This is a genomic window from Kitasatospora kazusensis (genome assembly GCF_039529945.1).
GTDB lineage: Bacteria > Actinomycetota > Actinomycetes > Streptomycetales > Streptomycetaceae > Kitasatospora > Kitasatospora kazusensis.
Map to the genome: position 1 here is coordinate 46,406 of NZ_BAAANT010000021.1, position 24,806 is coordinate 71,211.

A 24,806-nucleotide genomic window follows, 5' to 3' on the forward strand; every position below is an offset into this window, starting at 1 on the left:
TGGTCACCTATGTTGCCACGCTCGACGTCCCGCACCCGTGTCGTCGAGTTCCTCGCCCGCCACCTGGCCGCCCACCGGCGGCGGAGCATTAGCGTTTCGGGTCAATATGTCTACGACTGTAGATAGCGCGTCGTATGCTCATATCCATGAGTGCTGCACAGCCCGCTCGTCGGCGCGACGCCGCAGTGACCCGTGAAGCCATCCTTGCCGCCGCCGTCATCGAGTTCACCGAGAACGGATACGCCGGTGCCGGCGTCCGGCAGATCACGGAACGGGCGGGCGTGTCAGCCATGATGATCAACCGCTACTTCGGCTCGAAGCAGGGCCTGTTCGCCGAAGTGGTCGACCGCTCCTTCGGGCCGCCGACCGTTGTCGGCGCCGAACGCTCCGGATTGCCCCGCGCCATCGCGCAGGCACTTGCCGAGAACACGGCACCGGACACCGAACGCCTCGATCCTTTTCTCCTCACCCTGCGGTCCGCGTCCGATCCCGAGGCTGCGGACATCGTTCGGAGAGGCATCGAGACCCATGTGGGTGCGCGCCTTGCAGGGCTGATCGGTGGCTCCGAGGCGGAACTCCGCGCTCAGCTCGGGCTCGCCCTAACCGCAGGGACATGGCTGATGCGCACTGTCATCGGCACCCACGCGCTAGCAGGGGTCGACAACGAGCGGCTCACTGAACTCCTGGCAGCCATGCTGGAACCCATTGCCCAGGAGGCTGATGCCGGGCCCGCCCCAGTCAGAGACGCGTCTGCGGGGTAGGCAGATCGAGGTCATTGCCTGTTGCACCCGGAATATTGGGGGCGACGCGCAAACATTTCCCGGACAACGGTGTGCAGTCCGTGGTCGGTGGCTCGCTGTCCGAAGGTGTGTCTCCCTTCGTAACGTAGAGACCAGGATGTCCGGCTTCCCCTCCGGCCATGGTTTCTACGTTACGAGGGGAGAGACAGGCTCCGGCTGCAGCCCTCGATGAGCGGCTCGCGCAACTGTTGGCTGGGATCGCACTGTCTGGCGCAGGCGACTGGCCAGGCCGAGCGCCGACGTTCCGGGTTTCGGATCGGTGGAGGTCGCGGGACCTCTGATCAGAAGGCGGAACGGATGAGCCCGCCGTCGACGCGGATCGTGGCTCCGCTGATGTACTGGGCGTAGGCGCTGCAGAGGTAGGCCACCGCTGCAGCGATCTCATCGGGCTCGCCGAATCGTTCCTGGTCGTTGGGGATGAGTGCCTCGACGGCGTTCGGCTGTATCTCCTCCCACGTGTCGCCCCACCCGCGGTCGGGACCGATGTGGGTGACGAGTTCCTTCGTCGCCTCGACGAGAATCGCGCCGGGGGAGACCACGTTCGAGGTGACGCCTGTGCCCTTGAGCTCTCGGGCCAAGGAGACCGCGAGATTGTGGCGGGCCGCGAGAGTGGCGTTGTACTGCGGGTGGGTGTTCATCGGCTGGGAGGCCAGGCCGCCGCCGATCGTGACAACCCGTCCCCAGCCGCGTTCCCGCATCGCCGGGACCAGGTGCTGGATCATTCGCACGCCCGAGACGACGTTGACGTTGTAGGTGTCGTTCCACTCCGCAGGCGTGGCGTCCGCCCAGGCCAGATGCCTGTAGAAGCCGGCGTTGTTCACCAGGATGTCGATCGGGCCCTCTGCGGTCGCCGCACGCGTGGTCTCGGCAGCGCCGTCCTCGGTGGCCAAATCGCCCAGCGCCGTGGTCGCCGTCCCCCCGGACTGCCGGATCTCCTTCGCCACCTGCTCCACTCGGTCCCTGTTCCGTCCGTGGATCACCACCGTGGCACCTTCGGCAGCCAGCAACTTCGCGGTGGCCTCGCCCAATCCGGAGCTCGAACCGGTGATCAGTGCGCGCTTTCCCAGGAGATCGAGGTTCATGATCGTGCCTTCCTTTCGGGGCCTGCCCCGCGCCACGGCGGCGCGCGGCAATGGATCGCCACATCCTAAGTCTACACTTGTATACTTGCTCTCCGTGGCGGGCGGACTGCGTCGGCCACCCGCCAGGCGCACGGGCCGTCGGGGCCCTGGCGTCAGGAGCCAGGGCGCAAAGGTGCTGTGAGACGAGTCGAACCGCAATGGGTGCAGATCTTCTGAGGGTTTGCCATAGGTCTGTGACCTGCAGATTCGTCGTTGGTGGCCGATCAGGAGGATTCACGTCCTGCTATTTCGACACCGGAACATGCGAGCTCTGGTGACGAGTCGCGCCGACCAGCACGGATGCCGACTGCGCGAGGCGCCTCACAGAACAGGCCTATGTGTAACTGCGCAGGTCACGCCGGCCTTCTATGTACCCTCGGAAGATCTGCACCCAACGAGGACCACGGACGGCGGAACCCGCATCGATATTCAGCTGACGCGGAAGCCGGGCTCCCTGAAGGGCAGCTGCCGGCATCGCTGCTTCCCGCGGTTGCCCCTTCGTCCCTGCGCAAGTCGTTCGCTGGTCCCCTGCACGCTCGCTGATCGCGAACGGCAGTCCGGCGCGACCCGCGGAGCGGTCCGCCGAGCACGTCTGACCGCAACAAACGGGCTACCAGAGGAGGGCAGCGGCAACTGTTGTCCCGGGCAGCCAACCGCTTTTGCCACTGGAATGGCGCGGGCAGTGCAGCACCTGCTGGACGGAGTCGGTCGGGCAGGGTGATAGCACGGGGAGGCAGTGGGCAGGCCCCGCGCATCTGTGCCCTGCCCGGCCACGAGGGACAGGTCGAGCAGATCGACCAGGGTCGCCTGCAGGGCCTTGCCCGCAATGTCGCGCTCCTCGTCCGGCAGCGGGCTGCTGATGACAGACATACGTGTTCCCTTCTGAGTGGTCCGACAGCATCTCAGTCTGCGAGCCGGGCCCCGAGACCGGATCGGTCAACTGACTGCCGATTACGGAAGCGGGCCGAGGACCCCTCTCTTGCCTGTCACTGCGATCACGTCGCAGCAGTCTGACCGGCAAGTTCGTTGACATTTTCGCGTCACCGAACAAGGCCGATGAGTCGAATGACCTACCGGCTGGTCAGCGAATTGCCGGCACCATCGGCTGCGCTGCCCGAGGCGAAAGACCTAAGGGTCCCTGACCAGCTGTTCCGTCCGCGAAGAACACGCTGGGTGACGGTAGTAGGAGAGCGGCCAAACCGGCCGTCATATGACTGACGCGGAAAAGCTCCCAGGTGACCGAGAGTCGAAGCATCGGGCCGCGCTGAAGAGGATTGCCGATTCCGCTGACACGGGAAGCAGTCCACGCCTCGGCGTATGAGGCAGGCCGGGAAACCGAGCAGCATCGCGGGAACGAGGAAGGAACGGTCATACCCATGGGCAGGACATGGTTGATCACAGGGGCGTCATGAGGGTTCGGGCGTCACCTCGCCGAGGCGGTGCTGGAGGCGGGCGACCGGGTGGTGGCCACCGCGCGCCGCCCGGAGCAGTTGGACGAACTGGTAGCGAAGTTCGGGGACAGGGCGCGCGCGGTGGCATTGGACGTCACCGACGCCGTTGCGGCCGCAGCTGCTGTGTGCGCGGGAGTGGAGGCCTTCGGCGGCCTGGACGTGGTGGTGAACAACGCCGGCTACGCGAACAGCGCGCCGATCGAAGAGGTCTCCGAAGACGACTTCCGGGCCCAGATCGAGACCAATCTCTTCGGGGTCGTCAACGTGACACGAGCGGCGTTGCCGGTGTTCCGCAGCCAGCGGTCAGGGGTGTTCGTGCAGTTCTCCTCGCTGGGCGGACGGGTGGGCGGCATTTCCGGCATGGGCGCCTACCAGGTGGCGAAGTTCGCGGTCGAGGGCTTCTCCGAAGTCCTCGCCGCCGAGACCGCACCCTTCGGCGTGAAGGTTGTCATCGTCGAGCCCGGAGCCTTCCGCACCGACTGGCAGGGCTCCTCGATGGAACTGCACCCCGTGGGCCCCGACTACGAGGAGACCGTCGGCGCCATCAACCGGTACCGCCAGGAGAACGACGGCATCCAGCCCGGCGACCCCGCCCGCGCCGCCAAGATCATCATCGACGTCGTCAGCGCCGACAACCCCCCGCGCCGGCTCCTGCTGGGCAGCGACGCCCTCGCCATCGCCCGCAAAGCCGCGGACGTGCGTGCCACCGAGGCCGAGAACTGGGCCCAGGCAAGCCGTGCATCCGACTACTCCGAGACCGACGACTAACACCGCAACGCCAACACATCCGACTTCCCGTACACCCCGAAAACAGGAGAACACCATGAACTCCAGGACCTGGCTCATCACCGGTGCCTCGCGCGGCCTGGGCAAGGCTCTTGCCGAGTACGTCCTCGCGCAGGGCGACCAGGCCGTCGTCACCGCCTCGACCGTCGAGGCGACAAGCGAACTCGCCGCCCGCTACCCGAACACGGCGCTGGCGCTGCCCCTCGACGTCAGCGATCCCCAGCAGCGCGCCGAGGGGGTGCGCCGGGCCGAGGAGCACTTCGGCGGCATCGACATCCTGGTCAACAACGCGGCCATCGACTTCATCGGTGCCCTGGAAGAACAGGAGGAGGACGACTACCGCCGCCTGTTCGAGATCAACTTCTTCGGCCCGGTCGCCCTGACCCGACTCGTCCTGCCCGGCATGCGCAAGCGCGGGAGCGGCACCGTCATCAACGTCTCGTCGATGGACGGCCTGGCCAGCCTCGCCGCCAACGGCTACTACTCCGCAAGCAAGTTCGCCCTCGAAGGGTTCACCGAGGCCCTGTGGCAGGAGATCGAACCCCTGGGCCTGCGAGCCATGATCATCCAGCCGGGATCCTTCCGCACCGGGATCGAGCAGCGCACCCGCGCCTCCGGCCCCGCCATCGCCGACTACGCGGCAACAGCCGGCGCCTTCCGGGCCATGATGGGCAACCTCACCCCCGCCATGTTCCCCGGCGACCCGGAGCAGGCGGCCAAGGTGATCTACCAGGCCGCAGGATCCGAGGAACTCCGGCACTGGATCGTGCTCGGCAGCGACGCCCAGCGCAGGATCGACGCCAAGCTGACCCAGCTGCGCACCGAGTTCGACGCCGGACGCGACGTCGCTCTGAGCACCGACTTCCCGGGAAGCGCCGACCACGCGGTCCTGTGACCGCGATCCGCCCGTAGCCCCGCCGGAACCACCGGCTCGCCGCGAATCCCTTGGCCAGGTCCTTGGCCCCCAACTGACCGAGCACCAGGCCAAGGGAATACGGCGGCCGCTATTGGGTCTGTACTGTGAGCGGTGGGAACTCTCGGGTCGGGTAGCCGGGTCACGTTGCCGTGACCCGACCCCCTCAGGACCGGACTTGTGCCTTTCAGCACATCCGGCTGGCGCCTTCCGGCTTGGGCAAGTGCGTCCTCGGCCCGGGCAGCCAAGGCGGTGACGAGGTCAGCTGCGCACGGTAGATCGGTGATGAGGTCGACTGCCTCGCCTGCCCAGACCGGCATCGGTGGAATCACCCCGCGTGCCACGTCGTCCTGGTAGTCCTGACGGGCCTGCAAGTCGCCGGCCAACTCGGTTTCCCGGTCGCGCCATCGGTCGAGATAGGGGTGGCCGAGTGTGCGGGCGGTGTACTTCTCCGTCGGCCAGCTCGCGCCGCGGGCGATGTCCAACACGCTGTTGCGTTCGGTGTCCTGTCCGCGTCCTTCGATGAGGGCCTTGCTGACGGAGGGGGCGACCAGGGCCTCGGTCGTGGTCTGGAAGCGGGTGCCGATGAGAGCTCCGGCGGCACCCAGGGCCAGGGCCCGCCTGGCCTCCTCAAGATCGGTGACCTGAACCATCAGAACCGCGCCCGAACGGCGGATTCGATCGACGAACGGGCTCGGGTCGCCGAAGGAGAGCATCACCGCCGCAGGTCGGAACTCCAACGCCTGCTCCACCGCGCCGGCATCGACCGCCCGGTTCAGAAAGCCGACACCCCACGGCTGATCGGTACCCTCCGCCACGATCGGCAGCTCTCGCGCCAACCACTCCCGGTCCCCGTACGCGCCGCCCAACAGCCCGAGCCCGCCCGCTCGGGAGACGGCCGCCGCCAGTGCGCCGCCGGCCGAACCGCCCATCGGCGCCAGCACGATCGGGTGCCGCACGCCCAACAACTCCGTCAACTCCGTCGACAATGCCATGGCCTCATGATCGCTCTGCGTCAACGGACAGGGTAAGGACTCGGGGAACGCGCCTCCATGAGCGCGCACATCGAACTGCAACCCGTCGGCGACTGTGCGTTGTGACATCCGCGGCCAGATGACTCCCCGCCAACTGGCCGCGAGTGGGGAATCTGAACTGGCCACTAACACCCGAGGCGGTTCGTCCTCTGTACACGGGTGAGGAGGTGCTCCACGATGAGTGCGGGCTGACCGGCCCGTACATGCGATCCGCAGCTCTTCGGGGGAACCAACATGTCGATACTCACTCGCGTCCGAGCAAGCCTCGTCGCACTCGGCGTGGCAGCGTCGAGCCTGACCATCGCCACCGTCGGCGCAACCGCCGCGCACGCTGCCACGATGGCCCCTGCCTACAACAACTGCGGGGAATCGGGCGTCTACTACTGCCAGGAAGTCGACTCGTCCATCGGGTCGATCCGACTGGCGACTGCACTCGGAAGCGACCACCACGAGTACGCCCAGGCAGAGGGGTTCACGAGTGCCGCCTCCCACGCCGTCTACATGGACCAGTCGTCAGATAACGGCCGCACCTGGACGGGCTGGATCAACCCGCTGTACAACCAGGACGGCGGGTGGACGGACCCGATCTACGACGGGCCTCCCTATGTGACGCGCGCGTGCCTCACCGATCAGGGCCAGTACATCTGCACCGCTTGGCACTGATCCTCCACTCGTGGACGGACCGCTGGGGTGGGCCGACAGCACCGGCTGCCGGCCCTGCCCCACACGTCACATCTCGGTGCCGCCGGGCAACGGCTGTGCCTCTACGGCTGGTGACACCGTTCGCCGCCGCTTTCGTGGTCGAGCCCGTGCCCGCCGGGGGTCCTGCGGGGGATCCTGGACGGAGTCCTGGTGCCGTTCCCCACCCGTCAGGGCGGCCGGGAAGTCCGACCTCCTCTTCTGGGCCCTTTCCTTCTGTTGGTGGTCGGGGAGCGGTCGTACGCCGCCAGGGCGAGGGCGTGGGCCTGTGCGGAAATCTCCTGCTCAGTCCAGTCCTTGAGGCGACGCCGAACCGTTCGGTCGGAGCATCCGGGCGTTGCGACGCGCTCGTAACGGTTCGACTCCCTGGCCCACGCCGCTTCCGTTCGCCTCTCGCAGGATGGGGGTCGATAGAGACTCGCCATGCGGTGCACGAGCCGTCACCAACCTTCTGCGAACCGGGCCCGGGCTGCTGGCGGCAATCGGACACGGCACTCCGGCCGGGCGGACACGGCGGAGCGGGCGGGGCCGGGGGCTGCCGTGCGCCCGAAGCACGGCACCGGCCCGGCCTGGCCCCTCACGGCCTACGCCGAGTCGGTCAGCACTGTTCCGCCTCACCGACCGGCCGCAGCCGCACCGCGTGCGACCGGCCGCCCATGGCGAACGAGAGCAGCAGGGCGCCGTCACGTCGGACGAACTCGGTGACGTGCTCGGCCGCGTCCGGCCGGGTGAGGAAGTAGTGGAAGGCGTCCGCCTGCACCGCGCCGAGCGGTAGCGCCCGCAGCGACTCCCACAGCGCGGCCAGGGCATCGGGTAGTTCGTCGAAGCGGGCGGGCGCGGTCACGCCGTCGATCTCGACCACGACAGCGCCGATCCCGCCGGGCCGGTCCTTCCTCCGCCTCACCGCGCACCGCCGGCCACCGGAGCGACCGTGCACCAGGTGAACTTCCCGACCCCGCCCGCACGCGGACAGCATCCCCAGCTCTCGGCCAGCTCCCGTACGAGCAGCAGCCCGCGCCCGCGCTCGTCGTCCCCGCCCACCGACCGCACCACCGGCCGGCCCTCGCCCGCGTCGTGCACCTCGATCCGCAACGACCCCGCGTACAGCTCCAGCCGGACCCACAACAGATGCCCCCGCGACTTCGCGTGCGTGACGGCGTTGGTCACCAGCTCGCTGAGCAGCAGCTCGCCGGTCTCGGCGTAACGCTCCCCGCCGTCCAGATCGGCAAGCAGGTCCCGCAGGAGCTGCCGCGCGGCCCGGGGTGCGCTGGGGGTGTACGGCAGCCAGCGGGAATCCTCACCGGCGTCGGCCGGCGGTCGGGCAAGCATTCCGGGCATGGGGAACTCTCTTTCAGGGCACCGGGTATCAAGCGGCGGGAGGAGATTTGGCCTTCTGTCCTTCAAGCATCGGCGCGCGCGACTACCCTCACCAGGGGGAACAGTCCAACGAGCACCGAGTCGGACAGGGGATTGCCTACCGATGCCACCTGCGCGCGAACTTGACCCGTCGTCATCTGTACTCGCCTTTTTCGGATCGGAATTGCGTCGTTTCCGATCGGCCGCCGGGATAACCCAGGAGCAGCTGGGGGAGATCGTGAACTACACGGGTGCGCTGGTCGGCCTGGTAGAAACGGCCCGTCGGCTTCCTTCCCAGGACTTCGCCGAGCGCTGCGATGCCGCACTGGGCACTGATGGGGCGCTCTCGCGGCTCTGGCCGCTGGTGAGCCGGGGATCTTTCCCATCCTGGTTCCGGGGCTTCGTTGACCTCGAAGCGGCGGCAACCGACATCAGCTCGTTCCAAGTTCAGGTTGTCCCTGGCCTACTCCAGACCGAGGACTACGCCAGGGCTGTGATCAGCGCCGGGCGGCTGAACGACGTCGAGGAGAAGGTCGCCGCGAGGCTCGAACGACAGAAGATCCTCGCCGCGCCCTCGGCGCCCCAGCTCTGGGTCATTCTCGAAGAGAATGTGCTGCGTCGCCCCATTGGCGGGCAGGCGGTGCTCCGGGCCCAACTGGGTCATTTGTTGGATGCCGGAAGAAGTCCCCAGGTGATCATCCAAGTGTTGGCGGACAGCGCAGGGGCGCACGCCAGTCTTGATGGTCCGATGGCTCTGCTGTCCTTCGCTGAAGGGCCCAACGTGGCCTACGTCGAGGGGCATGCGACAGGGCAAATGATCACCGAACCTCATGAGGTGAGGCGGTGTAGTCTGATCTTCGATCTGATCCGGGCTGACGCGCTGTCGCCGCAGGCTACGGCAGTGCTGATCGCCACCGCTATGGAGGGATTGAGTACATGACCAGCAACCCGGAGCTCCCCGCTCTCGCCTGGCGGAAGTCGACTTTCAGTGGCAGTCAGGGCGGTGACTGCATCGAGGTGGCGGACGGTGTCCCCGGTGTGATGCCCGTCCGCGACAGCAAGGACCCCGGCGGGCCCGCGTTGGTCTTCCCCGCCGACGCCTGGTCGGCGTTCGTCGACGGGGTCAAGGCGGGCGACTTCCCGACGGTCTGATCAGACAGGCCGTTTCACGCCGTAGCCCCGGTGCGGACCGAGTGGTCCGCACCGGGGCTACGACGTTTCGTTCACGCGGTCCGGGTTACCGGACGATCCGTAGGATCTGCCCGGCTTCGATGTGGTCCGGGTCGGTGAGGGCGTTGGCCTCGGCGAGGCGTTCGACGGTGGTGCCGAATTCGGCGGCGATCGCCGAGAGGGTGTCGCCGGGCTGGACGGTGTAGGGGCGGCCGCCGTATTCGCGTTCCAGGTGGTGGAGTTGGCGGGGGCCGGGGATGCCGTCCGCGTCGGGGCCGGTGTCGCCGATCCGGAGCTGGTAGGCGCGGAAGCTCGCGGTGTCGGCGTCGCTCCAGTCCGGGCCGGGGGAAGGCAGGTCGGCGTAGCGGGAGCAGCCGGCGGCGACCAGCATCTCGCGCAGGGTGGCGAGGTGGGCGCCGCTCGCGCCGGGGCCGTACGGCTGCCCGTCGATGACGACCTGCCGCTCTTGCTGGGCCGGGATGGCGCCGGTGAGCGACTGCGTGGGCAGGTCGGCCACGCTCGCCTCGTGCCCGAAGTAGATGACGCCCGCCCGGCCGCGCCAGGCGGGGTCCGCGCAGACCAGGCCCTCGGGGTAGTCGGGGTAGCCGTAGGAGTCGACGTACGCGGAGCGGCGCTGGTAGGTGCGGCTGTAGACGCCGTCGCCCTCCGGGGAGCCGTCGGTGTTGGTGTTGCCGGCCACCACGGTGAGGGTGTCGGTGTCGTAGGAGACGCAGATGCCGGTGTGTTCGCCGCCGGGGCCGAGCGGGTTGCCGGGGGCGCCGAAGAGGACCTGGGCGCCGATCGCGGGGTAGACGGAGAGCCGGCCGCGCTGCTCGAACCAGCCCCGGGCGTCGGAGCAGGAGGCGGTGTCGGGGAAGTGTGCCGCGTTGCCGCTCTCCAGGGCGACGGCCGAGACGAAGTCGGCGCACCAGGCTTCGGCCGGGCGGCCCATCTCGGTGGAGAAGCGGTTGCTGTTCGCCGCGCCTTCGCGGTAGCCGAGGTAGCTCTCGGCCTTGTCGATCATGGCCCTCGCGCCGGACATGGTGCCTCCAAAAGTGCCGGGGCCCTGCCAACGACGGTCGGCAGGGCCCGGTTACGGGGGAGGTCACCCGGATGGTTCGTCAACGAGCCGCCCGGGCGTGAGGGTTCAGCAGTGGCTGAGCGTCTCGCAGTCGTCCCAGCGGGTGGTGAAGGAGTCGTCGGCCGGCGCGTTGTGCGCCGCGCGCGCCCGCAGCGGGGCCTGGGCGGGGGCGGGAGCCTTCAGCGACTTGGCGATGGCGGGGGCGGCGGCCGGACCGGCGGCCAGGCGGACGGCGATGGCGTCCAGCAGCGGCCGGGGGGTGACCCCGGCGAAGTTGTTCACCATGACGGTGAAGGCCAGCCGGCGCCCGTCCGGCGTGGTGGCGTAGCCGGTGATGTTGTCGACGCCGCTCATCGAGCCGGTCTTGGCGTGCACGTTGTTCACGGCGGCGGTGCCGCGCATCCGGTTGGCGAGCGTGCCGCCGACCATCCGGTCCGGGTTCCCGGCCACCGGCAGCGCGTCGTACCAGCTCTGGAACCAGGGCTTGGTGGCGGCGACCTTCAGCAGGCCGGTCATCTTGGCGGGGCTGATCAGGTCGTAGCGGGACAGGCCCGAGCCGTCGACCTGCCGGCCGACCGGGCTCGCCAGCCCGTTGGCGGCCAGGAAGCCCTTGACCTGGGCGACGCCGGTGGCCCAGCTGCCCTGACCGCCCTTGACCTTGCCGATCTCCTTGATCAGCTGCTCGGCCATGCCGTTGTTGCTGATCTTGAGCATCGGGAGGATCACGTTGGCGAGCGGCTGCGAGTCGTGGGACAGCAGCGGCTGCGAGGTCTCGCTGCCGGTCGCCGTCCGGACCGGGTTGAACACGTTGACGCCGTGCCGGGCGAGCGCGCCCGCGAAGACGTCGCCGGTCAGCGTGGTCGGGTCCGCCACGGTGGTCCAGTAGGTGGCCGGAGCCGCCCCGACGGGCAGGCTGCCGGACAGCGCGATCTGGTTCACGCCGTTCAGGCGGGTCGCGTACGCCGTCGCCGGGCTGCCGGCCGCGCCGGTGGTGACCTGGCCGACCAGCTGGACGGGGGTCTCGGCCGGGTTGAGCGAGATGTTCGCGGGCCCGCCCTGGGTGCCCGGCGTGACCGTCACCTGGACGTTGTCCATCGTGTACTCGGCGTCGGTGGAGACGGTGAGGCCGGAGATCTGCGGGCTGTACGAGACGGGCTCGTCGTCCCAGGCCCAGCCCGGGCCGAGCGGGACGTTGTCGTAGCGGCTGCCGTCGGCCAGCACCCGGCCGGTGACGGTGGTGATGCCGGCGGCGGCCACCTTGGCGGCCAGATCGTCCAGGTCCTGGGTCAGCAGGGTCGGGTCGCCACCGCCGCGCAGGACGAGGTCGCCGTCCAGCACGCTGCCGTAGCGGTCGCCGGTGGTGCGGACCTCGGTGGTGAAGACGTGGTCCGGGCCGAGCAGGTCGAGCGCGGCGGCCGAGGTGACGTTCTTCAGGGTGGAGGCCGGGGTCAGCAGCGAGTCGGCCTGGTGCTGGTAGACCACCTGGCCGGTGCTGGTGTCCAGGACCTCGACGCCGGCCTGGGCGCCGGCCAGCCGGGCGTCCGCGAGGATCGCGTCGATGTCGGCGGTCAGCGCCGGGTCGGCCGGGCTGGGGGAGTCGGCCTGGGCGGAACCGGCGAGCAGGGTCGCGGCGAGCGCGACGGCCGCGAACGGCAGCGTGCGGCGGCGTATGCGTGCGGGCAGGGGCAAGGTGGGCTCCTCGCGTGGGGAAGCGGGCAGGGGCAGGAAAGGCCCCACCCGCACCGGACGCGCGGAGATGGACGTGTCAGCCCCCCCGCAAGGCCGGTACCGGCTGGCTGGAGCGCCCCCGTCTGTCGTGCACAGAATAACAGTGATGATCAGTCAGTTTTCACGCGCAAAGGGGATGCACCGTCGGATACGGCTCAGTCCGTCCCGAATGCCGTGACCCCCGCCATGGTGCCGACCAGCACCCGGCCACCCGTCAGCACCGGCGCGGCGAAGTGCGGGACGGGCCCCACCGCGGTCTGTTCCAGCACCCGCCCGTCCGCCGGGTCGAGCGCGTACAGCCGCCCCTGCCCGTAGTCCAGCACCCACACCGCGCCGCCGCCGACCACCGGCGAGCCCGCGCCGCGCAGCGGCAGCCGCCACCCCGTCCCGAGCCTCCCGTCGTCCCCCACGGTGACCTGGAGCAACTGGTCCTGGCACGGCAGGTACACGGTGGAGCCGGTGACCGCCGCGCCGCCGTACGCCGGGCAGAGCGCGGCCTGCGACAGCTCGCCGCCGACCCCGCCGAAGTGCGCGGCGTCCAGCACGTACCCGGTGCCGCGCTTGCCGACGGCCAGCACGAACCGGCCGACCCGGACGGGGGAGAGCGAGCCCAGGTCGAGGTCGTCGGCGTTGTCCTGCTGCCAGCTCGACGGCGCGAAGAAGTCCGTCCGGACCAGCTCCGTCGAGGGCGAGGGCGAGGGCGGGAGCGAGGTGGTGAGCGAGGGCGAGGGCGAGGGCGGGAGCGAGGTGGTGAGCGAGGACGGGAGCGAGGACGGGAGCGCGAGCGCGAGCACCGAGTCCGAGCCCTGGTTCGTGCCGCTGGTCTCGGCGCCGTTGCCCACCGACACCAGCAGCCGCCCGCCGTCCACCACCGGCCCGCCGGCGGCCCAGATCCCGCCCTCGCGGGCGGTCGGCACGGCGTACGAGAGGATCGGCCCCGCGCCCGTCGCCGGGACGGCCAGCACGCTGCCGACGTAGGTGCCGCAGTCCCCGAACAGGCCGCCGAACGCGACCACCACCCGCCCGTCCAGCAGCGTCAGCGCGGCCCGCTGCTGGTGCGCGAGCGGATCGCCCTTCGGCGGCTCGACCTCCCGCCGGACGACCACCGCGCCGGTGGCGGCGTCCAGCCCGGCCAGCTCGTGCCGGCCCCCGGACAGCTCGGCGACGGCGTAGACCAGCCCGCTGGACGGGTCGTAGACCGGGGTGCCGGTGATCCCCAGCGGATCGATGTTCCCGCACGGCAGCTCGGCGGCGGTCGCGGGCGGGCCGAGGTGCGTGCTCCAGAGCACCGCGCCGCTCGCGGCGTCCAGGCCGTAGAGGGTGTTGTTCTCGGTGGCGGCCAGCACCCGCGCGCCCACCACCAGCGGCTGGCCGTAGACCGCGCCGTCGAGCGCGGCCGACCAGGCCCTGGTCAGCGAGCGGACGGGCGCCGCGCCCGGCGCCACGCCGGTGCGGGCCGGGTCGCGGTGGTAGGTGGTCCAGTCCCCGGCCGAGAGCGGTGTCGCGCTGCGCGCGGCCGTCGCCACCTGCGTCGGGACCGGCCCGCCGCCGCCCGCCGTACAGGCGGGCAGCAGCAGGACGGGCAGTGCCGCGGCGGCCGCGAGGGCCGCCCGCCGCCGTGCGTCAGTGCGGCGCCCGGGCACCGCCACCGGCCTTCGCCGCCTCCACCATCGCCTGGTGGACGTTGCGGGCGGTGGTCTCGTCGGCCGCCGCGACCGGGCTGCCGTCGACGGTGTACCAGTCCAGTGAGCCGGAGTACTGCACGGTCAGCCGTGCCTCACCGTCGATCCACATCGTGTGCAGGGTGAGATCCCCTGTGATGGTGCCGACCTCCGCGGTCTGCACTCCACCGTGTCCTGCCAGGATCCCCTGTGTGGTCCAGGTCGCCCAGGTGTTCACAACGCCTCCCCGGTGTGCGGCCGACGGCCAATGAGTGAGCATGCGTCAAGAGCTACCCGCCACGGTACCGCCCGACTCCCCGAATCACCTGTACGGGCGGTTACCCGTGCAAGTCGGGCGCGCCACATCCGGCCGAGCGGCCGTCCCCGGCCAGGACTAGCATCGACCGTATGGGAGCCCGACAGGCCGCCCCAGGGGCGCCGCAGCTCGTACTGGAGACCGACGGCGACTCGCAGGTGATGAGCCCGAGCCGCTCGTACAACGTCGGCCGGGACCCGACCGGTGACATCGTGCTCGCCGACCCCCGGGTCTCCTGGCACCACGCGCTGCTCCACGTGGACGACGGCCACTGGACGCTGGACGACACCGGCTCGACCAACGGCACCTGGACACACGGCCACCGCGTGCAGCACCTGGACCTCGACCCCGGCACCACCGTCAGTTTCGGCAGCCCGGACGGCCCGTGCGCGACGGTCAGCGCCCTCCCCGAGCCCACCGCGGTCGGCCGGCCCGCGCCCTCCGCCCCCTCTGCGCTCACCTCGCTCACCGGCTCCTACCGCCCGCCGACCACCGTCCGCCCGCTGCCCGCGAAGGTGATCCGGATCGGCCGGGCCACCGACAACGACCTGGTCGTCCCGGACCTGTCGGTCTCCCGGCACCACGCCGAACTGCTGGCCAGGCCGGACGGCCGCTACGAGATCGCCGACAGCGGCAGCCACAACGGCACCTACCTGAACGGCCAGCCCGTGCTGCGGGCCGTCGTCGGCGCCGACGACCTGATCGGCATCGGGCACTCGATGTTCTGCCTGGTCGGCGACCAGCTCCAGGAGTTCGTCGACACCGGCGACGTCGACCTGAACGTCGAGGGCCTGGTGGTCACGGTCGATGGCGGCAAGGTCCTGCTCGACGGCATCACCTTCCCGGTGGGCCAGAAGTGCCTGCTCGCCGTCGCCGGGCCCAGCGGCGCCGGCAAGTCCACCCTGCTGAACGCCCTCACCGGGCTGCGCCCCGCCGACCAGGGCACCGTCCGCTACGACGGCCGCGACCTCTACCGCGACTACGCCGAGCTGCGCCGCCGGATCGGACTCGTCCCCCAGGACGACATCCTGCACACCCAGCTCACCGTCCGCCGCGCCCTGCGCTACGCCGCCGAACTGCGCTTCCCCGGCGACACCGCGCCCGCCGAACGGGCCGCCCGGGTGGAGGAGGTGATCGGCGAGCTCGGCCTGGAGCAGCGCGCCGACCAGGTCATCTCCAGCCTCTCCGGCGGCCAGCGCAAGCGGGTCAGCGTCGCGCTGGAGCTGCTCACCAAGCCCTCGCTGCTCTTCCTCGACGAGCCGACCTCGGGCCTGGACCCCGGGATGGACCGCTCGGTGATGCACATGCTGCGCGACCTGGCCGACGACGGCCGCACCGTCATCGTCGTCACCCACAGCGTGCTCAGCCTCGACCTCTGCGACCGCCTGCTGCTGCTCGCCCCCGGCGGGAAGACCGCGTTCTACGGACCGCCCGGCGAGACCCTCGGCTTCGTCGGCTTCCCGCAGTGGCCGGAGGCCTTCGAGGCCTTCGAGAACGACACCGCGCGGGACTGGGCGGGTCAGTACCGCGACTCCGACGAGCACCGCCGCTACATCGCCGACGCGATGGAACGCCCGCGCCGCAGCCAAGGGACCGCCCCGGTGCCCGTCGCGCCGCCGCCCCCGCAGGGCTGGTTCGCGCAGCTCGGCACCCTGGTCCGCCGCTACGCCACCGCGCTCAGCGCCGACCGGACCTTCCTCGCCGTCATGATCGCGCTGCCGTTCGTGATGGGCGCGATGGCCCGCGCCCTGGCCGGCAGCAAACTCGACGAGAACAGCGCCCTCAACGCACTGCTGATCCTCTGCGTCGGCGGCGTCCTCACCGGAGCCGCCAACGCGGTGCGCGAGCTGGTCAAGGAGCGCGTGATCTACCAGCGCGAACGAGCCGTCGGGCTGTCCAGATCGGCGTACCTCTGCTCGAAGATCGTGGTGCTCGGCACGATCACCGTCGTCCAGGCGGTGGTGCTCACCATGGTCGGCCTGGTCGGGGTGAAGATCCGGCCGCAGGGCGGCGGCGGGATCTTCCTGCCACCGCTGCTGGAGATCACCCTCGCCGTCGCGCTGCTCTCCTTCACCGCCATGATGCTCGGCCTCTTCGTCTCCGCCCTGGTGAAGAAGGAGGAGGTCACCATGCCGCTGCTGGTGCTGCTCGCCATCGTGCAGGTGGTCTTCTGCGGCGCGCTGCTCCAGCTGAACGGCGTGCCCGGCCTCAACCAGCTCTCCTGGCTCGTCCCGTCCCGGTGGGCGCTCGGCGCGATGTCCGCCACCATCGACCTGCACCAGGCCGTCCCCGGCAAACTCACCGACGACCCGCTGTTCAAGCACACCCAGGCCGCCTGGCTGCTCGACATGGGCATGCTGGTGGCGCTCTCGGTACTGCTCGGCTTCCTGGTGATCCGGCTGCTGCGGCGGCACGAGCCCGCCATCATGCGCGGGTAGCGGGTAGTCGGCGCCCATGGACGGACCGCAGGAGTTCCGGCCCACCCACGTCGTCCCCGGGGACGGCCTGCCCACCTGGGCCGCGCCGGACCCGTCCCGCCCGACCGCCAGACTCGACCCGCTGCTCCCCGTCCGGCTCGACCTGACCAGCGGGGACTGGGCCCATGTGGTCTGTTCGAACGGCTGGTCCGCCTGGGTGGACGGCCGCCTGCTGGTCGCCCTCCCGCACCACCCGCCCGGCACCGTCGCCCCGCTCGGCGCCACCGCCGACCCGCGCCCGCTGCTGGCCCAGCTGGAGCGGGCACTCGCCTCGTACCGCCGGCTGGTCGACGAACTCGCCGACGGGCGGATCGACCTGGAGACCTTCCGCACCCACAGCCGGGGCCTGCGGGTCGGCGCGGTGCTGGACGGCCCGGCCGCCTGGCTGCTCGACCTCGACCACGGGCGCTGGTACCACTGCGACGGCACCCGGCTGCAGACGTACGCCACCGTCGACCCGCCGCCCGCCGAGGAGGGCGCCGGGTGAGCGGGCCGCCGGACCTCAGCGGGCAGCAGCTGGCCGGCTACCGGCTGGGCCGGGTGATCGGGCGCGGCGGGATGGCGGTGGTCTACCAGGCCGAGGACCTGCGGCTGGGCCGGACGGTCGCGGTCAAACTGCTCGCCCCCGAACTCGCCCGCAACGACGTCTTCCGGCAGCGCTTCGCCCGCGAGTCGAAGATCGCCGCGGCCATCGACCACCCGAACATCGTCCCGGTGTACGAGGCGGACGAGGCGGACGGGATGCTCTACATCGCCATGCGCTACGTGCGCGGACGCGACCTGCGGGTGCTGCTGGACGGCCAGGGCCCGCTCTCCGTCCGCCAGACCGTCCGGATCACCACCCAGGTCGCCTCCGCGCTGGACGCCGCGCACGCCCACGACCTCGTCCACCGGGACGTCAAACCCGGCAACATCCTGATCGCGGAGGGCACCGACAGCGACCACCCCGAACACGTCTACCTGACCGACTTCGGCCTGACCAAGAAGTCCCTCTCGCTCACCGGCCTGACCACGGTCGGCCAGTTCGTCGGCACCCTCGACTACGTCGCGCCCGAGCAGATCTCCGGCAAACCCGTGGACGGCCGCTGCGACGTCTACAGCCTCGGCTGCGTGGTCTACGAGGAGTTCACCGGCGCACCGCCGTTCCGCCGCGACGACGACCTCGCGCTGCTCTGGGCCCACCTGAACGACCCGCCCCCCGCGGTCACCACGCTCCGCCCCGACCTGCCCGCCGGCATCGACGCGGTGCTCGCCAAGGCGCTCGCCAAGACCCCCGGGGAGCGCTACGACAGCTGCCTGGCCTTCGTCGCGGCGCTCAGGGCGGCGGGTGAGGCCGCCGACGCCCGGGTGGTGCCGCCCACCCCGACCGAGGTGGTCCCGGTGGTGCCCGAGCCCTCGGCGCCGCCGATGCCGCCGGACTGGGCGCTGCCGGTGTTCCGGACCGGCCGCTGACGCCTGCCCGTCCAGGAGCCGGGTGGACCGGCGCCGCGCGCCGCACCCGCTATCCGGCGGAGCCGGAACCGCGGTCGGGCCCGACCCGGGCCGCCAGGGCGCCCCCCACCGCGCCGGCCACCGCACCCCAGAGGGCGGCCAGCGGGACGGAGACCAGCAGGTCGGGCTGGAGCGAGATGCCGCCGCTGCCCCCGAGGCCCAGCAGCGACAGCCCGTACGAGGCCGTGATCCGGGTGAGCAGCCCGATCAGCAGCGCCGCGGCCGCCAGCGCCACGGCCAGGTGCACCGCGTGCTGCCAGACCCGCAGGCCGGGCGGTGAGCGCCGGGCCGCCGCGAAGCCGGTGACCAGCAGCAGGACGGCCGCGAGGACGGGCAGCAGCCAGGCGCGCCCGTCCTGCTGGGCGAGCGCACTCACGTCCAGAGTGACGTCGCGGGACGCGGAGGTCTTCAGCACGGCGGCGAGCGCCTCGGGCATCGGCAGCCCGAGGGCGCCGCTGACGTGCCCGTGCCAGGAGCCGCCGAGGCCGAGGCCCAGCGCCAGCCAGGCGAGGTTGGGCAGGCCCAGCAGCAGCACCGAGAAGGTGTCGCGGGCGTGCCCGTCGGTGGCGGCGGAGGCGAGCCCCGCCACCAGCCCGAGGAGGACGTACCCGAGCAGCAGCACCAGCACGGCGTGCCCGGCCGGGCGGACGGCGGCCTGGTAGCGCAGCAGCGCGGTCGGCAGCGGCGCGCGCCGGGAGGCCAGCAGGGTGAGCGCCAGCACGACCAGCACCCAGAGCAGCCCGTGCGCGAGCGCCGACAACGGCTCGGTGCGGAAGCCGACGGTCGGCGCGCCGCCGAACGCGCCGCCCAGCTCGTCCAGCAGCTGGTCACCGGTGGAGAGCGTGAAGGTGTGCTGCGCGGGCAGCCGGAGCAGTAGGACCAGACCTGCCCAGAGCAAGGCCGTCCGCGCCGCGCGCCCGGCCAGCTCGCCGGGCGGGACGACGGCGTGCAGCCGCAGCGGACGCAGGAACACCGCACCGAGAACCAGCGCACCGACCAGCGTCACCGAGAGCGGCAGCACGGTGATCCCGCCGTGCGCCTGCGCCACGAACGCGGCGCTGCCGGTCAGCTCGACCGGCACCCCGACGGCCGTCAGCACCGTCGCGGCGAGCACGGAGGGGAACGCGCCGCCGGGCAGTTCGCGGGCGTGGGCGGACCACAGGCCGAGCGCGGCGACGGCCGTCATGGCCAGCAGGGCGAGCAGGACGGCCGCCAGGGCCTCGCCCCAGACCCGCAGGCCCCTCGCGGCGCGTGACGCGGCGGCGGGGTGCGGTGCGGCGGAGGCTCCGGGGCGGGGGGTTCCGGGGCGGGGGGTTCCGGGGCCGGGGGTACCGGGATCGGCGCTCTGGTGCACGCTCTCCAGACTGGGTGACGGTCGCGGCTTCGGCGACCGCTCGGGCGGCGGTCGCGGCGTCCGCCGCCGTGGGCGGGCCACCGGCGGGGCGGGCCGGAGGCCCGGAGGGCCCGGGGCCAGCGGTTGCGCGGGGGAGCGGGGACGCGCAGACAATGAGGCCGATGGGGGGAGCCAGCAGAGCCGTGGAGGCGAGTCGTGAGTTCCCTACCGCCGTCGGAGCCGCCGTCGGACCCGTCCGCCGAGGGGCTGACCGGTCCGTCCTCGGGGCCGCCGCCTGCCGGGTCGTCCGGGCCGTCCGGTTCCACGGGCGGCGGTCCGCCGTCCGGGGGAGGCTCCGGAGCCGCGTCCGGGTCGCCGTCCGGTCCGCCGTCGGGGCCGCTGTCCGGGCCGTCCGGTGAGGTGGGTCCGACGCCGACGAGCACCGGCGGGGTGCCGCCGGGCTCGGGCCCGCTCTCCCAGCCCCCGTCCCAGCCTCCCGGCGGGCCCCGGACGCTCGTCGTGGCCTCCGGCGGGCGGCCCCGGCGGCCGTGGTGGCACGGGCGGCGGGGCATCGCGCTGGGGGCGGGTGTGCTGGTGGCGGCCGGTGTCCTGACCGTGGTGCTGACCAACCAGGGGGGCAAGGGCACGGTCCAGGCCGCGCAGCAGGTCGCCCTCCAGCCGGTCGCGGCCACCGGGCCGGACCCGTTCACCGGTTCGGTCGCGGCCGTCTCGGCCACGCCGTCCCCGGTGTCCCCGCCGTCCGTGGCCGCGAGCGTCTCCGGAGCGGAGCGGACCGTCCAGGGCGCCGCCGTCGGCCTGTACGGCGGCAGCACGCAGATCGCCAGCTGCGACGTCCCCAAGCTGTCGGACTTCCTCACCAGCCCCGGCAACGAGGCCAAGGCCCGGGCCTGGGCCGGCGTCGAGGGCATCGACCCGAGCGCGATCCCGGCCTACCTGCGCTCGCTCACCCCGGTCGTCCTGCGGGTGGACACCCGGGTCACCAACCACGGCTTCCGCGACGGGGTGGCGACGCCCTTCCAGTCCGTCCTGCAGGCCGGTACGGCGGTGCTGGTCGACTCCCGGGGTCTGCCCAGGGCCCGCTGCGCCTGCGGCAACCCGCTGCTGCCGCCGGCCGCGCTGAGCGCCAACCCGGTCTTCGCCGGCACGGCCTGGCCGGCCTTCCAGGAGCACGAGGTGGTCGTGGTCAGCCCGGCCCCGAGCCCGGTGAACAGGATCGTGGTGGTCGATCCGTCGAGCGGGGAGTCCTTCGCCGCGTCGGTCGGGAGCGGCAGCGCGAGTGCGTCCCACTCGGCGTCCTCGTCCTCGGCTTCGTCGCCGGAGTCGGGTTCGGCTTCTTCCGGTTCGGGATCGCCGCAGTCCGGCGCGTCCTCGGGCGCGTCCTCCGGCGGATCGTCCGGGGCGTCGTCCGGCGGGTCGTCCGGGTCGTCCGCCTCGGCCGGGGTCTCCTCGGGGTCCGCGTCGGGCCAGGGACCGAGTGCGAACGCGGCCTCGACCCGGCGGTCCGGATCACCCGCCGGGGGCTCCCCGCACTCGGAGTCCGGGGTGACGGGCCAGAGCGGGCCGGTGTCCGCCGGGTCCTCGGCCGCGGGCCCGCTCACGGGCGGGTAGGGGCAGACTGGGGGCATGTGCCGAAGCATCAAGACCCTCCGTGCTCCCGTGACGCCCGAGGTCACCGAGGAGGACATCCATGCGGCGGCCTTGCAGTACGTCCGCAAGGTCTCCGGGTTCCGGGCGCCCGCCGCGCACAACCGCGAGGTGTTCGACCAGGCGGTGGCCACCGTCGCGGACGCGACCCGCGAGCTGCTCGCCGACCTGGTGGTGCGGGGCGCGCCGAGCCTCGCACCGGGTGCCGCGGCGCCGTAGGTCCGTCCGGCCGGTGGCCGGGCCCGCCCCCGGTGCGGCCGCCGGGGGAGTGCGGTGGCGGGGAGGGGCGCCGGGCCGGACCATCCTGGGTATGGACCAGCAAGAGGAACGCGACCGGCGGTCGGGGACAGGACGGCCGGTGGGAAGCCCCGCGACCGTCCGGCTCGTGCACGAGGAGGGCCACGTCAATCCCGGTGCCACGGCCGACGACTCGCTCCAGGGCAGCGTGTACGTGGACGGCCGGGGGTGGGTCTGGGTCGAGCGGGACGGGAGACGGCTCGTCTCGCTCCCGGCGCACGCGGTGGCCCGGATCGAGTGGGAGGCGGACGGCATCCCGGCCGGGTACGACGCGTAGCCGGCGGCCCGCCCGGCCGTCGCGGGCCGCCGCCCGGGTGCGGCGGGCTTCCACCGGGCGCAGGCTGACTGTATGGGTGACTTCGTGACCGCGACCGTGGTGTTCCGCGAGATCGTGGTGGTCGGCGGAGTGGTCTTCGGTGCGCAGATGGACGGCCTGGCGGTGCGCCGGGAGGACGACTGGGTGCACGTCCGGCTCACCGCGGACGAGAACACGGTCTACAGCTTCCCGGTGTCCATGATCGCCTGCGTGGCCTGGGCACCGGAGAACTGACCCGCGCGCCGGGCCGTGATGCGGTCTACGCTGGGACGATGAGCAGGTACCACGGGCCGGCCAACGTCCTCAGCGGCGGCAAGGCGATCCCGGTCGAGGCCGATCTGTACGCCGAACACCCGGCCGACGACCTGTCGCGCTGGTGGGGCACGGTGCAGGCCGAACAGAGTGCCGATCGCAGTGCCGACGGCGGCGACGGCTTCTGGGCGTCGTCCGGCCAGCGGTGGGGCAGGCTGAGGCTGCCGGACGGCCGCGACGGGAGCTTCGTCGCCGTCGAGCACGCGGCCGGTGAGCTGTGGATGGAGATCAACGGCCGGGGCAGCGAGCCGTTCTGACGACCGGCCCGGGTGGGCGTGCGTGCGGCGCGGGTCAAGCTCCGGCCGCGGCGTCGGCCAGGTTGCGGACCAGGCCGGCCGAGAGCTGCCGGATCTCGCCGTAGTCCTCGTCGTCGCCGTGCACCGGAAGCTGGTTGACCACGGCCGCCAGCCGGGGCGGCAGCCGCAGGTCGAGGCCTTCGTGGCAGCGGGCGATGATGTCGGCGCGGACGTGCCGGGGCAGCAGCTCGCGCGGTGAGTCGAGGACCTGCCGCACGGGCCGGGGGTCGGCGGCGAGTTGTTCGGCCTGGAGGCGCCAGAAGTCCGCGTCCAGGGGTTCCCCGCGGCTGCGGTGCAGCAGGTTCAGACAGGAGGCGGCCGTGTAGTTGCCGCCGCCGGCCGCGAACTGCCACCAGAGCTGCGCCCCGTCCGGGTGGCCGGTCACCTGGAGCAGGGCGCCGAGGACGAGTGCCCCCTCGGGGTGGATGTGCCGGTCGTTGACCAGCAGGTCCAGCGAGGCGGCGGCCGGCGGCTGGGCCAGGACGAGGGCGGCGAGCAGGTCCAGTTCGTGCGCCGCCTGCTGGTGTTCGGACGGGAAGGGCGCGGGCGCGGTCATCAGCCGCCGCCAGGGCAGGCCGTCGGCGCCGTCCGGCGGGGCGGCCGCCGGCTCGCGGCGCGGCTGCTCGCGCAGCGCGTACGGGGTGTCGGCGAGCAGCCGGTCCGGTCCGGTCACGGTGTGCCTCCCTGGTCCCGGTGGCGGTCGAGCTTGCGGGTGAGCCGTCTGGCCGCCTGGCCCGCGGTGCTCCGGACGTTCGCCTCGGTGGTGCCCAGGTAGTCGGCGATCATGGCGTCCTTCAGTCCGAGCAGGTGCCGCAGGACCACCACGTCGTACTGGCGCTCGGGCAGTTGGAGGAAGGCCCGGTAGAGGTCGGCCGGGTCGCCGGGCGCCGCCGGTCCGAGCCGGGCCAGGCCCGAGAACAGGCCCACCAGCTCCACCCAGGGCGGCACCGCGGCCTCGACCGCGGGCCGTACGGTCTTCAGTGCGGCCTCGGCCAGGGTGTCCGCCACCCGCTCCTTGATCAGCATCCAGGCGTAGCAGGCCGGGACGGGCTGGCGCAGGGCGATCGCCCAGTTCCGCCACAGGTCGGCCTTCATGGCCTCGACCGTCCTGGCCACGTCCGCCTCGTCGTGCAGCCGCGCCCGGGCGATGCCGGTCCAGGCGCGCTCGTGCGTCTCGCAGAACGCGTCGAACGTCAAGCGGGGCCGGTTGGCCGACCGTACCGCCCAGTCGTTCTCGGTCACGTTCCAATCCTCCCCGGCGGTCACCCGTTCGAGGGGCGCCGCCCGGCCGTCCGCCGCGTCTGGCCGCCCGGGGGTGCGGGCCGGTCGTGGCGGCTGCCAAGGGGGGAACTCCTTTCCCCCACGGGAACATTGGATCCCATGCGGGCCCGGATTGTGAAGTGATCGGATGATGAGGTGATCTGCCGTCGGAAATCCCCGGTCCACTGGTGATCAGACGTCAGAACCGATCAGGTGTCACCTTCTTGCGATCGGATACGATCGACCTCCGGGAACGACGGGGGCGGTTCCTGCTTGCCCCGTCGTCGCCGTGGGCATAGGTGGGGACAGGCCGCGCCAGGGTCCGCCAGGCCCCGCCAGTGCGGCGCGGGCCGCGGCGGACCGCCGCGGACGGACCGGCGGACGGGTGACACATGGGGGAGCGGATGACCGGCGACACGACCCGGAGCGACATCGAACCGACCGTCGAGGTCAATCTCGACGTGCACGTCGCACACTCGGCCCGGATGTACGACTTCTACCTCGGCGGGACGACCAACTTCGCCCCCGACCGGGAGGCGGCCGCCCACGCGCTGGCGGTCTTCCCGTGGGCCCGTTCGGCCGCGCGTGCCAACCGGGCGTTCATGCACCGCTCCACCCGGGCCCTCGCCGAGGCCGGGATCCGGCAGTTCCTCGACATCGGCACCGGTATCCCGACCTCGCCGAACCTGCACGAGATCGCCCAACGGATCGCCCCGCAGTCCCGGGTGGTCTACGCGGACAACGACCCGATCGTGCTCACCCACGCCCAGCACCTGCTGCACAGCGCCCCCGAGGGCCGGACCGCCTACGTGCACGCCGACGTCCGCGAACCGGAGAGCGTCCTCTCCGCCGCCCGCGAACTCCTCGACTTCTCCCGGCCGATCGCGCTGAGCCTGAACGCGATCCTGCACTTCGTACCGGACACCGCGGCGACCGGCGCGCACCGGCTGGTGGAGGCGTTCAAGGCGGAACTGCCCCCGGGCAGCGCCCTGGTGGTCAGCCACGCGACCCAGGACTTCGCCCCCGAGGACATCGCGCGGGTGGAGCAGGTCTACGCGAACGCCGGCACCCCCGTACAGGCCCGGACCCGGGAGGAGTTCGCCCGGCTGTTCAGCGGCTGGGAACTGCTCGACCCGGGGGTCGCCGCCACTCCCCGGTGGCGGCCCGACGAGACCTCCGCGGCGGAGCCGGTCGCCGACGCCGAGGCCGCCTGCTACGGAGCGGTCGCCCTGCGGCGTTGAGG

24 protein-coding genes and 4 pseudogenes are annotated in these 24,806 nt (G+C 72.0%); 15 read left to right on the forward strand and 13 right to left on the reverse strand.

Features of this window, described 5'->3' with window-relative positions:
• Positions 1–146 precede the first annotated feature (146 nt).
• Positions 147–761 carry a TetR/AcrR family transcriptional regulator gene (locus ABD330_RS18850; RefSeq protein WP_344466530.1) on the forward strand — a complete coding sequence of 205 codons (615 nt, stop codon included), beginning with the start codon at positions 147–149 and terminating at the stop codon, positions 759–761.
• A gap of 320 nt (positions 762–1,081) precedes the next feature.
• On the opposite strand, the gene ABD330_RS18855 is transcribed toward ABD330_RS18850, so the two are convergent.
• Together ABD330_RS18855 and ABD330_RS18860 are read right to left on the reverse strand one after the other, a co-directional pair.
• A complete protein-coding gene (locus ABD330_RS18855; RefSeq protein WP_344466532.1) occupies positions 1,082–1,882 on the reverse strand; it encodes an SDR family NAD(P)-dependent oxidoreductase in 801 nt (266 codons plus the stop codon).
• An 801-nt stretch (positions 1,883–2,683) separates the two neighbouring features.
• Positions 2,684–2,791 (reverse strand): annotated as a pseudogene (locus ABD330_RS18860) (DNA starvation/stationary phase protection protein); the annotation flags it as partial.
• Between the two features lie 506 nt (positions 2,792–3,297).
• Here ABD330_RS18860 and ABD330_RS18865 point away from each other — a divergent pair.
• Together ABD330_RS18865 and ABD330_RS18870 are read left to right on the forward strand one after the other, a co-directional pair.
• Positions 3,298–4,140 (forward strand): annotated as a pseudogene (locus ABD330_RS18865) (oxidoreductase).
• Between the two features lie 55 nt (positions 4,141–4,195).
• Positions 4,196–5,053, forward strand: a complete 858-nt coding sequence (locus tag ABD330_RS18870; RefSeq protein ID WP_344466534.1) for an SDR family NAD(P)-dependent oxidoreductase — start codon at positions 4,196–4,198, stop codon at positions 5,051–5,053.
• A 704-nt stretch (positions 5,054–5,757) separates the two neighbouring features.
• Here ABD330_RS18870 and ABD330_RS18875 read toward each other — a convergent pair.
• A pseudogene (locus tag ABD330_RS18875) lies at positions 5,758–6,174 on the reverse strand (nitronate monooxygenase); the annotation flags it as partial.
• A gap of 165 nt (positions 6,175–6,339) precedes the next feature.
• On the opposite strand from ABD330_RS18875, the gene ABD330_RS18880 reads away from it, so the two are divergent.
• Positions 6,340–6,768 carry a hypothetical protein gene (locus ABD330_RS18880; RefSeq protein WP_344466536.1) on the forward strand — a complete coding sequence of 143 codons (429 nt, stop codon included), beginning with the start codon at positions 6,340–6,342 and terminating at the stop codon, positions 6,766–6,768.
• Between the two features lie 269 nt (positions 6,769–7,037).
• Here ABD330_RS18880 and ABD330_RS18885 read toward each other — a convergent pair.
• The 3 genes and pseudogenes from ABD330_RS18885 to ABD330_RS18895 form a co-directional block, all read right to left on the reverse strand.
• Positions 7,038–7,157: pseudogene (locus tag ABD330_RS18885) on the reverse strand (IS5/IS1182 family transposase); the annotation flags it as partial.
• Positions 7,158–7,402: 245 nt separating this feature from the next.
• Positions 7,403–7,708, reverse strand: a complete 306-nt coding sequence (locus tag ABD330_RS18890; protein ID WP_344466538.1) for a hypothetical protein — start codon at positions 7,706–7,708, stop codon at positions 7,403–7,405.
• A complete protein-coding gene (locus ABD330_RS18895; protein ID WP_344466540.1) occupies positions 7,705–8,142 on the reverse strand; it encodes an ATP-binding protein in 438 nt (145 codons plus the stop codon). The genes ABD330_RS18890 and ABD330_RS18895 overlap by 4 nt, the downstream gene beginning before the upstream one ends.
• A gap of 142 nt (positions 8,143–8,284) precedes the next feature.
• Between ABD330_RS18895 and ABD330_RS18900 the strand changes: the two genes are divergently transcribed.
• Entirely contained in the window at positions 8,285–9,100 is an 816-nt protein-coding gene (locus tag ABD330_RS18900) for a helix-turn-helix domain-containing protein (RefSeq protein WP_344466542.1), read from the forward strand.
• Positions 9,097–9,312, forward strand: coding sequence for a DUF397 domain-containing protein (locus tag ABD330_RS18905; protein ID WP_344466544.1), 216 nt, complete (start codon positions 9,097–9,099; stop codon positions 9,310–9,312). Before ABD330_RS18900 ends, ABD330_RS18905 begins: the two co-directional genes overlap by 4 nt.
• Before the next feature lie 85 nt (positions 9,313–9,397).
• On the opposite strand, the gene ABD330_RS18910 is transcribed toward ABD330_RS18905, so the two are convergent.
• From ABD330_RS18910 to ABD330_RS18925, 4 genes are all read right to left on the reverse strand, one after another.
• On the reverse strand, positions 9,398–10,372 hold the full coding sequence (locus ABD330_RS18910; protein WP_344466546.1) for a LysM peptidoglycan-binding domain-containing protein: 975 nt from the start codon (positions 10,370–10,372) through the stop codon (positions 9,398–9,400).
• A gap of 105 nt (positions 10,373–10,477) precedes the next feature.
• Positions 10,478–12,100: a D-alanyl-D-alanine carboxypeptidase/D-alanyl-D-alanine endopeptidase gene (dacB, locus tag ABD330_RS18915; protein WP_344466548.1), complete on the reverse strand. Its 1,623-nt coding sequence runs from the start codon at positions 12,098–12,100 to the stop codon at positions 10,478–10,480.
• A 194-nt stretch (positions 12,101–12,294) separates the two neighbouring features.
• Positions 12,295–13,788: an outer membrane protein assembly factor BamB family protein gene (locus tag ABD330_RS18920; protein WP_344466550.1), complete on the reverse strand. Its 1,494-nt coding sequence runs from the start codon at positions 13,786–13,788 to the stop codon at positions 12,295–12,297.
• Complete coding sequence (locus ABD330_RS18925; protein WP_425555576.1) at positions 13,763–13,984, reverse strand: hypothetical protein; 222 nt, start codon at positions 13,982–13,984, stop codon at positions 13,763–13,765. The genes ABD330_RS18920 and ABD330_RS18925 overlap by 26 nt, the downstream gene beginning before the upstream one ends.
• 224 nt (positions 13,985–14,208) lie before the next feature.
• Here ABD330_RS18925 and ABD330_RS18930 point away from each other — a divergent pair, with 224 nt between their 5' ends.
• Genes ABD330_RS18930 through ABD330_RS18940 form a run of 3 tightly spaced genes read left to right on the forward strand, consistent with a single transcriptional unit; the run spans position 14,209 to position 18,045 of the window.
• Positions 14,209–16,554, forward strand: coding sequence for an FHA domain-containing protein (locus ABD330_RS18930; RefSeq protein WP_344466554.1), 2,346 nt, complete (start codon positions 14,209–14,211; stop codon positions 16,552–16,554).
• A 16-nt stretch (positions 16,555–16,570) separates the two neighbouring features.
• A complete protein-coding gene (locus ABD330_RS18935) occupies positions 16,571–17,080 on the forward strand; it encodes a hypothetical protein (RefSeq protein WP_344466557.1) in 510 nt (169 codons plus the stop codon).
• Complete coding sequence (locus ABD330_RS18940) at positions 17,077–18,045, forward strand: serine/threonine-protein kinase (protein WP_344466559.1); 969 nt, start codon at positions 17,077–17,079, stop codon at positions 18,043–18,045. Before ABD330_RS18935 ends, ABD330_RS18940 begins: the two co-directional genes overlap by 4 nt.
• A 49-nt stretch (positions 18,046–18,094) precedes the next feature.
• Here the strand turns inward: ABD330_RS18940 and ABD330_RS18945 are convergent, their stop codons facing one another.
• Positions 18,095–19,438, reverse strand: a complete 1,344-nt coding sequence (locus ABD330_RS18945; RefSeq protein WP_344466561.1) for a streptophobe family protein — start codon at positions 19,436–19,438, stop codon at positions 18,095–18,097.
• Positions 19,439–19,936: 498 nt separating this feature from the next.
• Between ABD330_RS18945 and ABD330_RS18950 the strand changes: the two genes are divergently transcribed.
• The 5 genes from ABD330_RS18950 to ABD330_RS18970 all read left to right on the forward strand — a co-directional run bounded on the left by ABD330_RS18950 (position 19,937) and on the right by ABD330_RS18970 (position 22,264).
• Positions 19,937–21,046, forward strand: a complete 1,110-nt coding sequence (locus tag ABD330_RS18950) for a DUF6777 domain-containing protein (RefSeq protein ID WP_344466563.1) — start codon at positions 19,937–19,939, stop codon at positions 21,044–21,046.
• Between the two features lie 15 nt (positions 21,047–21,061).
• Positions 21,062–21,301 (forward strand): DUF2277 domain-containing protein, encoded by a 240-nt coding sequence (locus ABD330_RS18955; protein WP_344466565.1) that lies wholly within the window; start codon positions 21,062–21,064, stop codon positions 21,299–21,301.
• Between the two features lie 139 nt (positions 21,302–21,440).
• Positions 21,441–21,656 carry a hypothetical protein gene (locus tag ABD330_RS18960; protein ID WP_344466567.1) on the forward strand — a complete coding sequence of 72 codons (216 nt, stop codon included), beginning with the start codon at positions 21,441–21,443 and terminating at the stop codon, positions 21,654–21,656.
• Positions 21,657–21,728: 72 nt separating this feature from the next.
• Entirely contained in the window at positions 21,729–21,929 is a 201-nt protein-coding gene (locus tag ABD330_RS18965; RefSeq protein ID WP_344466569.1) for a hypothetical protein, read from the forward strand.
• 38 nt (positions 21,930–21,967) lie between these two features.
• Entirely contained in the window at positions 21,968–22,264 is a 297-nt protein-coding gene (locus ABD330_RS18970) for a hypothetical protein (RefSeq protein WP_344466571.1), read from the forward strand.
• 34 nt (positions 22,265–22,298) lie between these two features.
• Here ABD330_RS18970 and ABD330_RS18975 read toward each other — a convergent pair whose 3' ends face one another.
• Both ABD330_RS18975 and ABD330_RS18980 read right to left on the reverse strand, forming a co-directional pair.
• The gene (locus ABD330_RS18975) at positions 22,299–22,976 is read right to left on the reverse strand and encodes a hypothetical protein (RefSeq protein ID WP_344466573.1); all 678 of its coding nucleotides are present in this window, start codon (positions 22,974–22,976) and stop codon (positions 22,299–22,301) included.
• Entirely contained in the window at positions 22,973–23,545 is a 573-nt protein-coding gene (locus ABD330_RS18980) for an RNA polymerase sigma factor (RefSeq protein ID WP_344466575.1), read from the reverse strand. The genes ABD330_RS18975 and ABD330_RS18980 overlap by 4 nt, the downstream gene beginning before the upstream one ends.
• Before the next feature lie 422 nt (positions 23,546–23,967).
• On the opposite strand from ABD330_RS18980, the gene ABD330_RS18985 reads away from it, so the two are divergent.
• The gene (locus ABD330_RS18985; RefSeq protein WP_344466577.1) at positions 23,968–24,804 is read left to right on the forward strand and encodes an SAM-dependent methyltransferase; all 837 of its coding nucleotides are present in this window, start codon (positions 23,968–23,970) and stop codon (positions 24,802–24,804) included.
• Positions 24,805–24,806: the final 2 nt, after the last annotated feature.

Bases quoted from the DNA above. Each gene is read 5' to 3' on its own strand.
- ABD330_RS18850 (WP_344466530.1), top strand. From the start codon at position 147: ATGAGTGCTGCACAGCCCGCTCGTCGGCGCGACGCCGCAGTGACCCGT.
- ABD330_RS18855 (WP_344466532.1), bottom strand. From the start codon at position 1,882: ATGAACCTCGATCTCCTGGGAAAGCGCGCACTGATCACCGGTTCGAGC.
- ABD330_RS18870 (WP_344466534.1), top strand. From the start codon at position 4,196: ATGAACTCCAGGACCTGGCTCATCACCGGTGCCTCGCGCGGCCTGGGC.
- ABD330_RS18880 (WP_344466536.1), top strand. From the start codon at position 6,340: ATGTCGATACTCACTCGCGTCCGAGCAAGCCTCGTCGCACTCGGCGTG.
- ABD330_RS18895 (WP_344466540.1), bottom strand. From the start codon at position 8,142: ATGCCCGGAATGCTTGCCCGACCGCCGGCCGACGCCGGTGAGGATTCC.
- ABD330_RS18900 (WP_344466542.1), top strand. From the start codon at position 8,285: ATGCCACCTGCGCGCGAACTTGACCCGTCGTCATCTGTACTCGCCTTT.
- ABD330_RS18905 (WP_344466544.1), top strand. From the start codon at position 9,097: ATGACCAGCAACCCGGAGCTCCCCGCTCTCGCCTGGCGGAAGTCGACT.
- ABD330_RS18910 (WP_344466546.1), bottom strand. From the start codon at position 10,372: ATGTCCGGCGCGAGGGCCATGATCGACAAGGCCGAGAGCTACCTCGGC.
- ABD330_RS18930 (WP_344466554.1), top strand. From the start codon at position 14,209: ATGGGAGCCCGACAGGCCGCCCCAGGGGCGCCGCAGCTCGTACTGGAG.
- ABD330_RS18935 (WP_344466557.1), top strand. From the start codon at position 16,571: ATGGACGGACCGCAGGAGTTCCGGCCCACCCACGTCGTCCCCGGGGAC.
- ABD330_RS18955 (WP_344466565.1), top strand. From the start codon at position 21,062: ATGTGCCGAAGCATCAAGACCCTCCGTGCTCCCGTGACGCCCGAGGTC.
- ABD330_RS18965 (WP_344466569.1), top strand. From the start codon at position 21,729: ATGGGTGACTTCGTGACCGCGACCGTGGTGTTCCGCGAGATCGTGGTG.
- ABD330_RS18970 (WP_344466571.1), top strand. From the start codon at position 21,968: ATGAGCAGGTACCACGGGCCGGCCAACGTCCTCAGCGGCGGCAAGGCG.
- ABD330_RS18985 (WP_344466577.1), top strand. From the start codon at position 23,968: ATGACCGGCGACACGACCCGGAGCGACATCGAACCGACCGTCGAGGTC.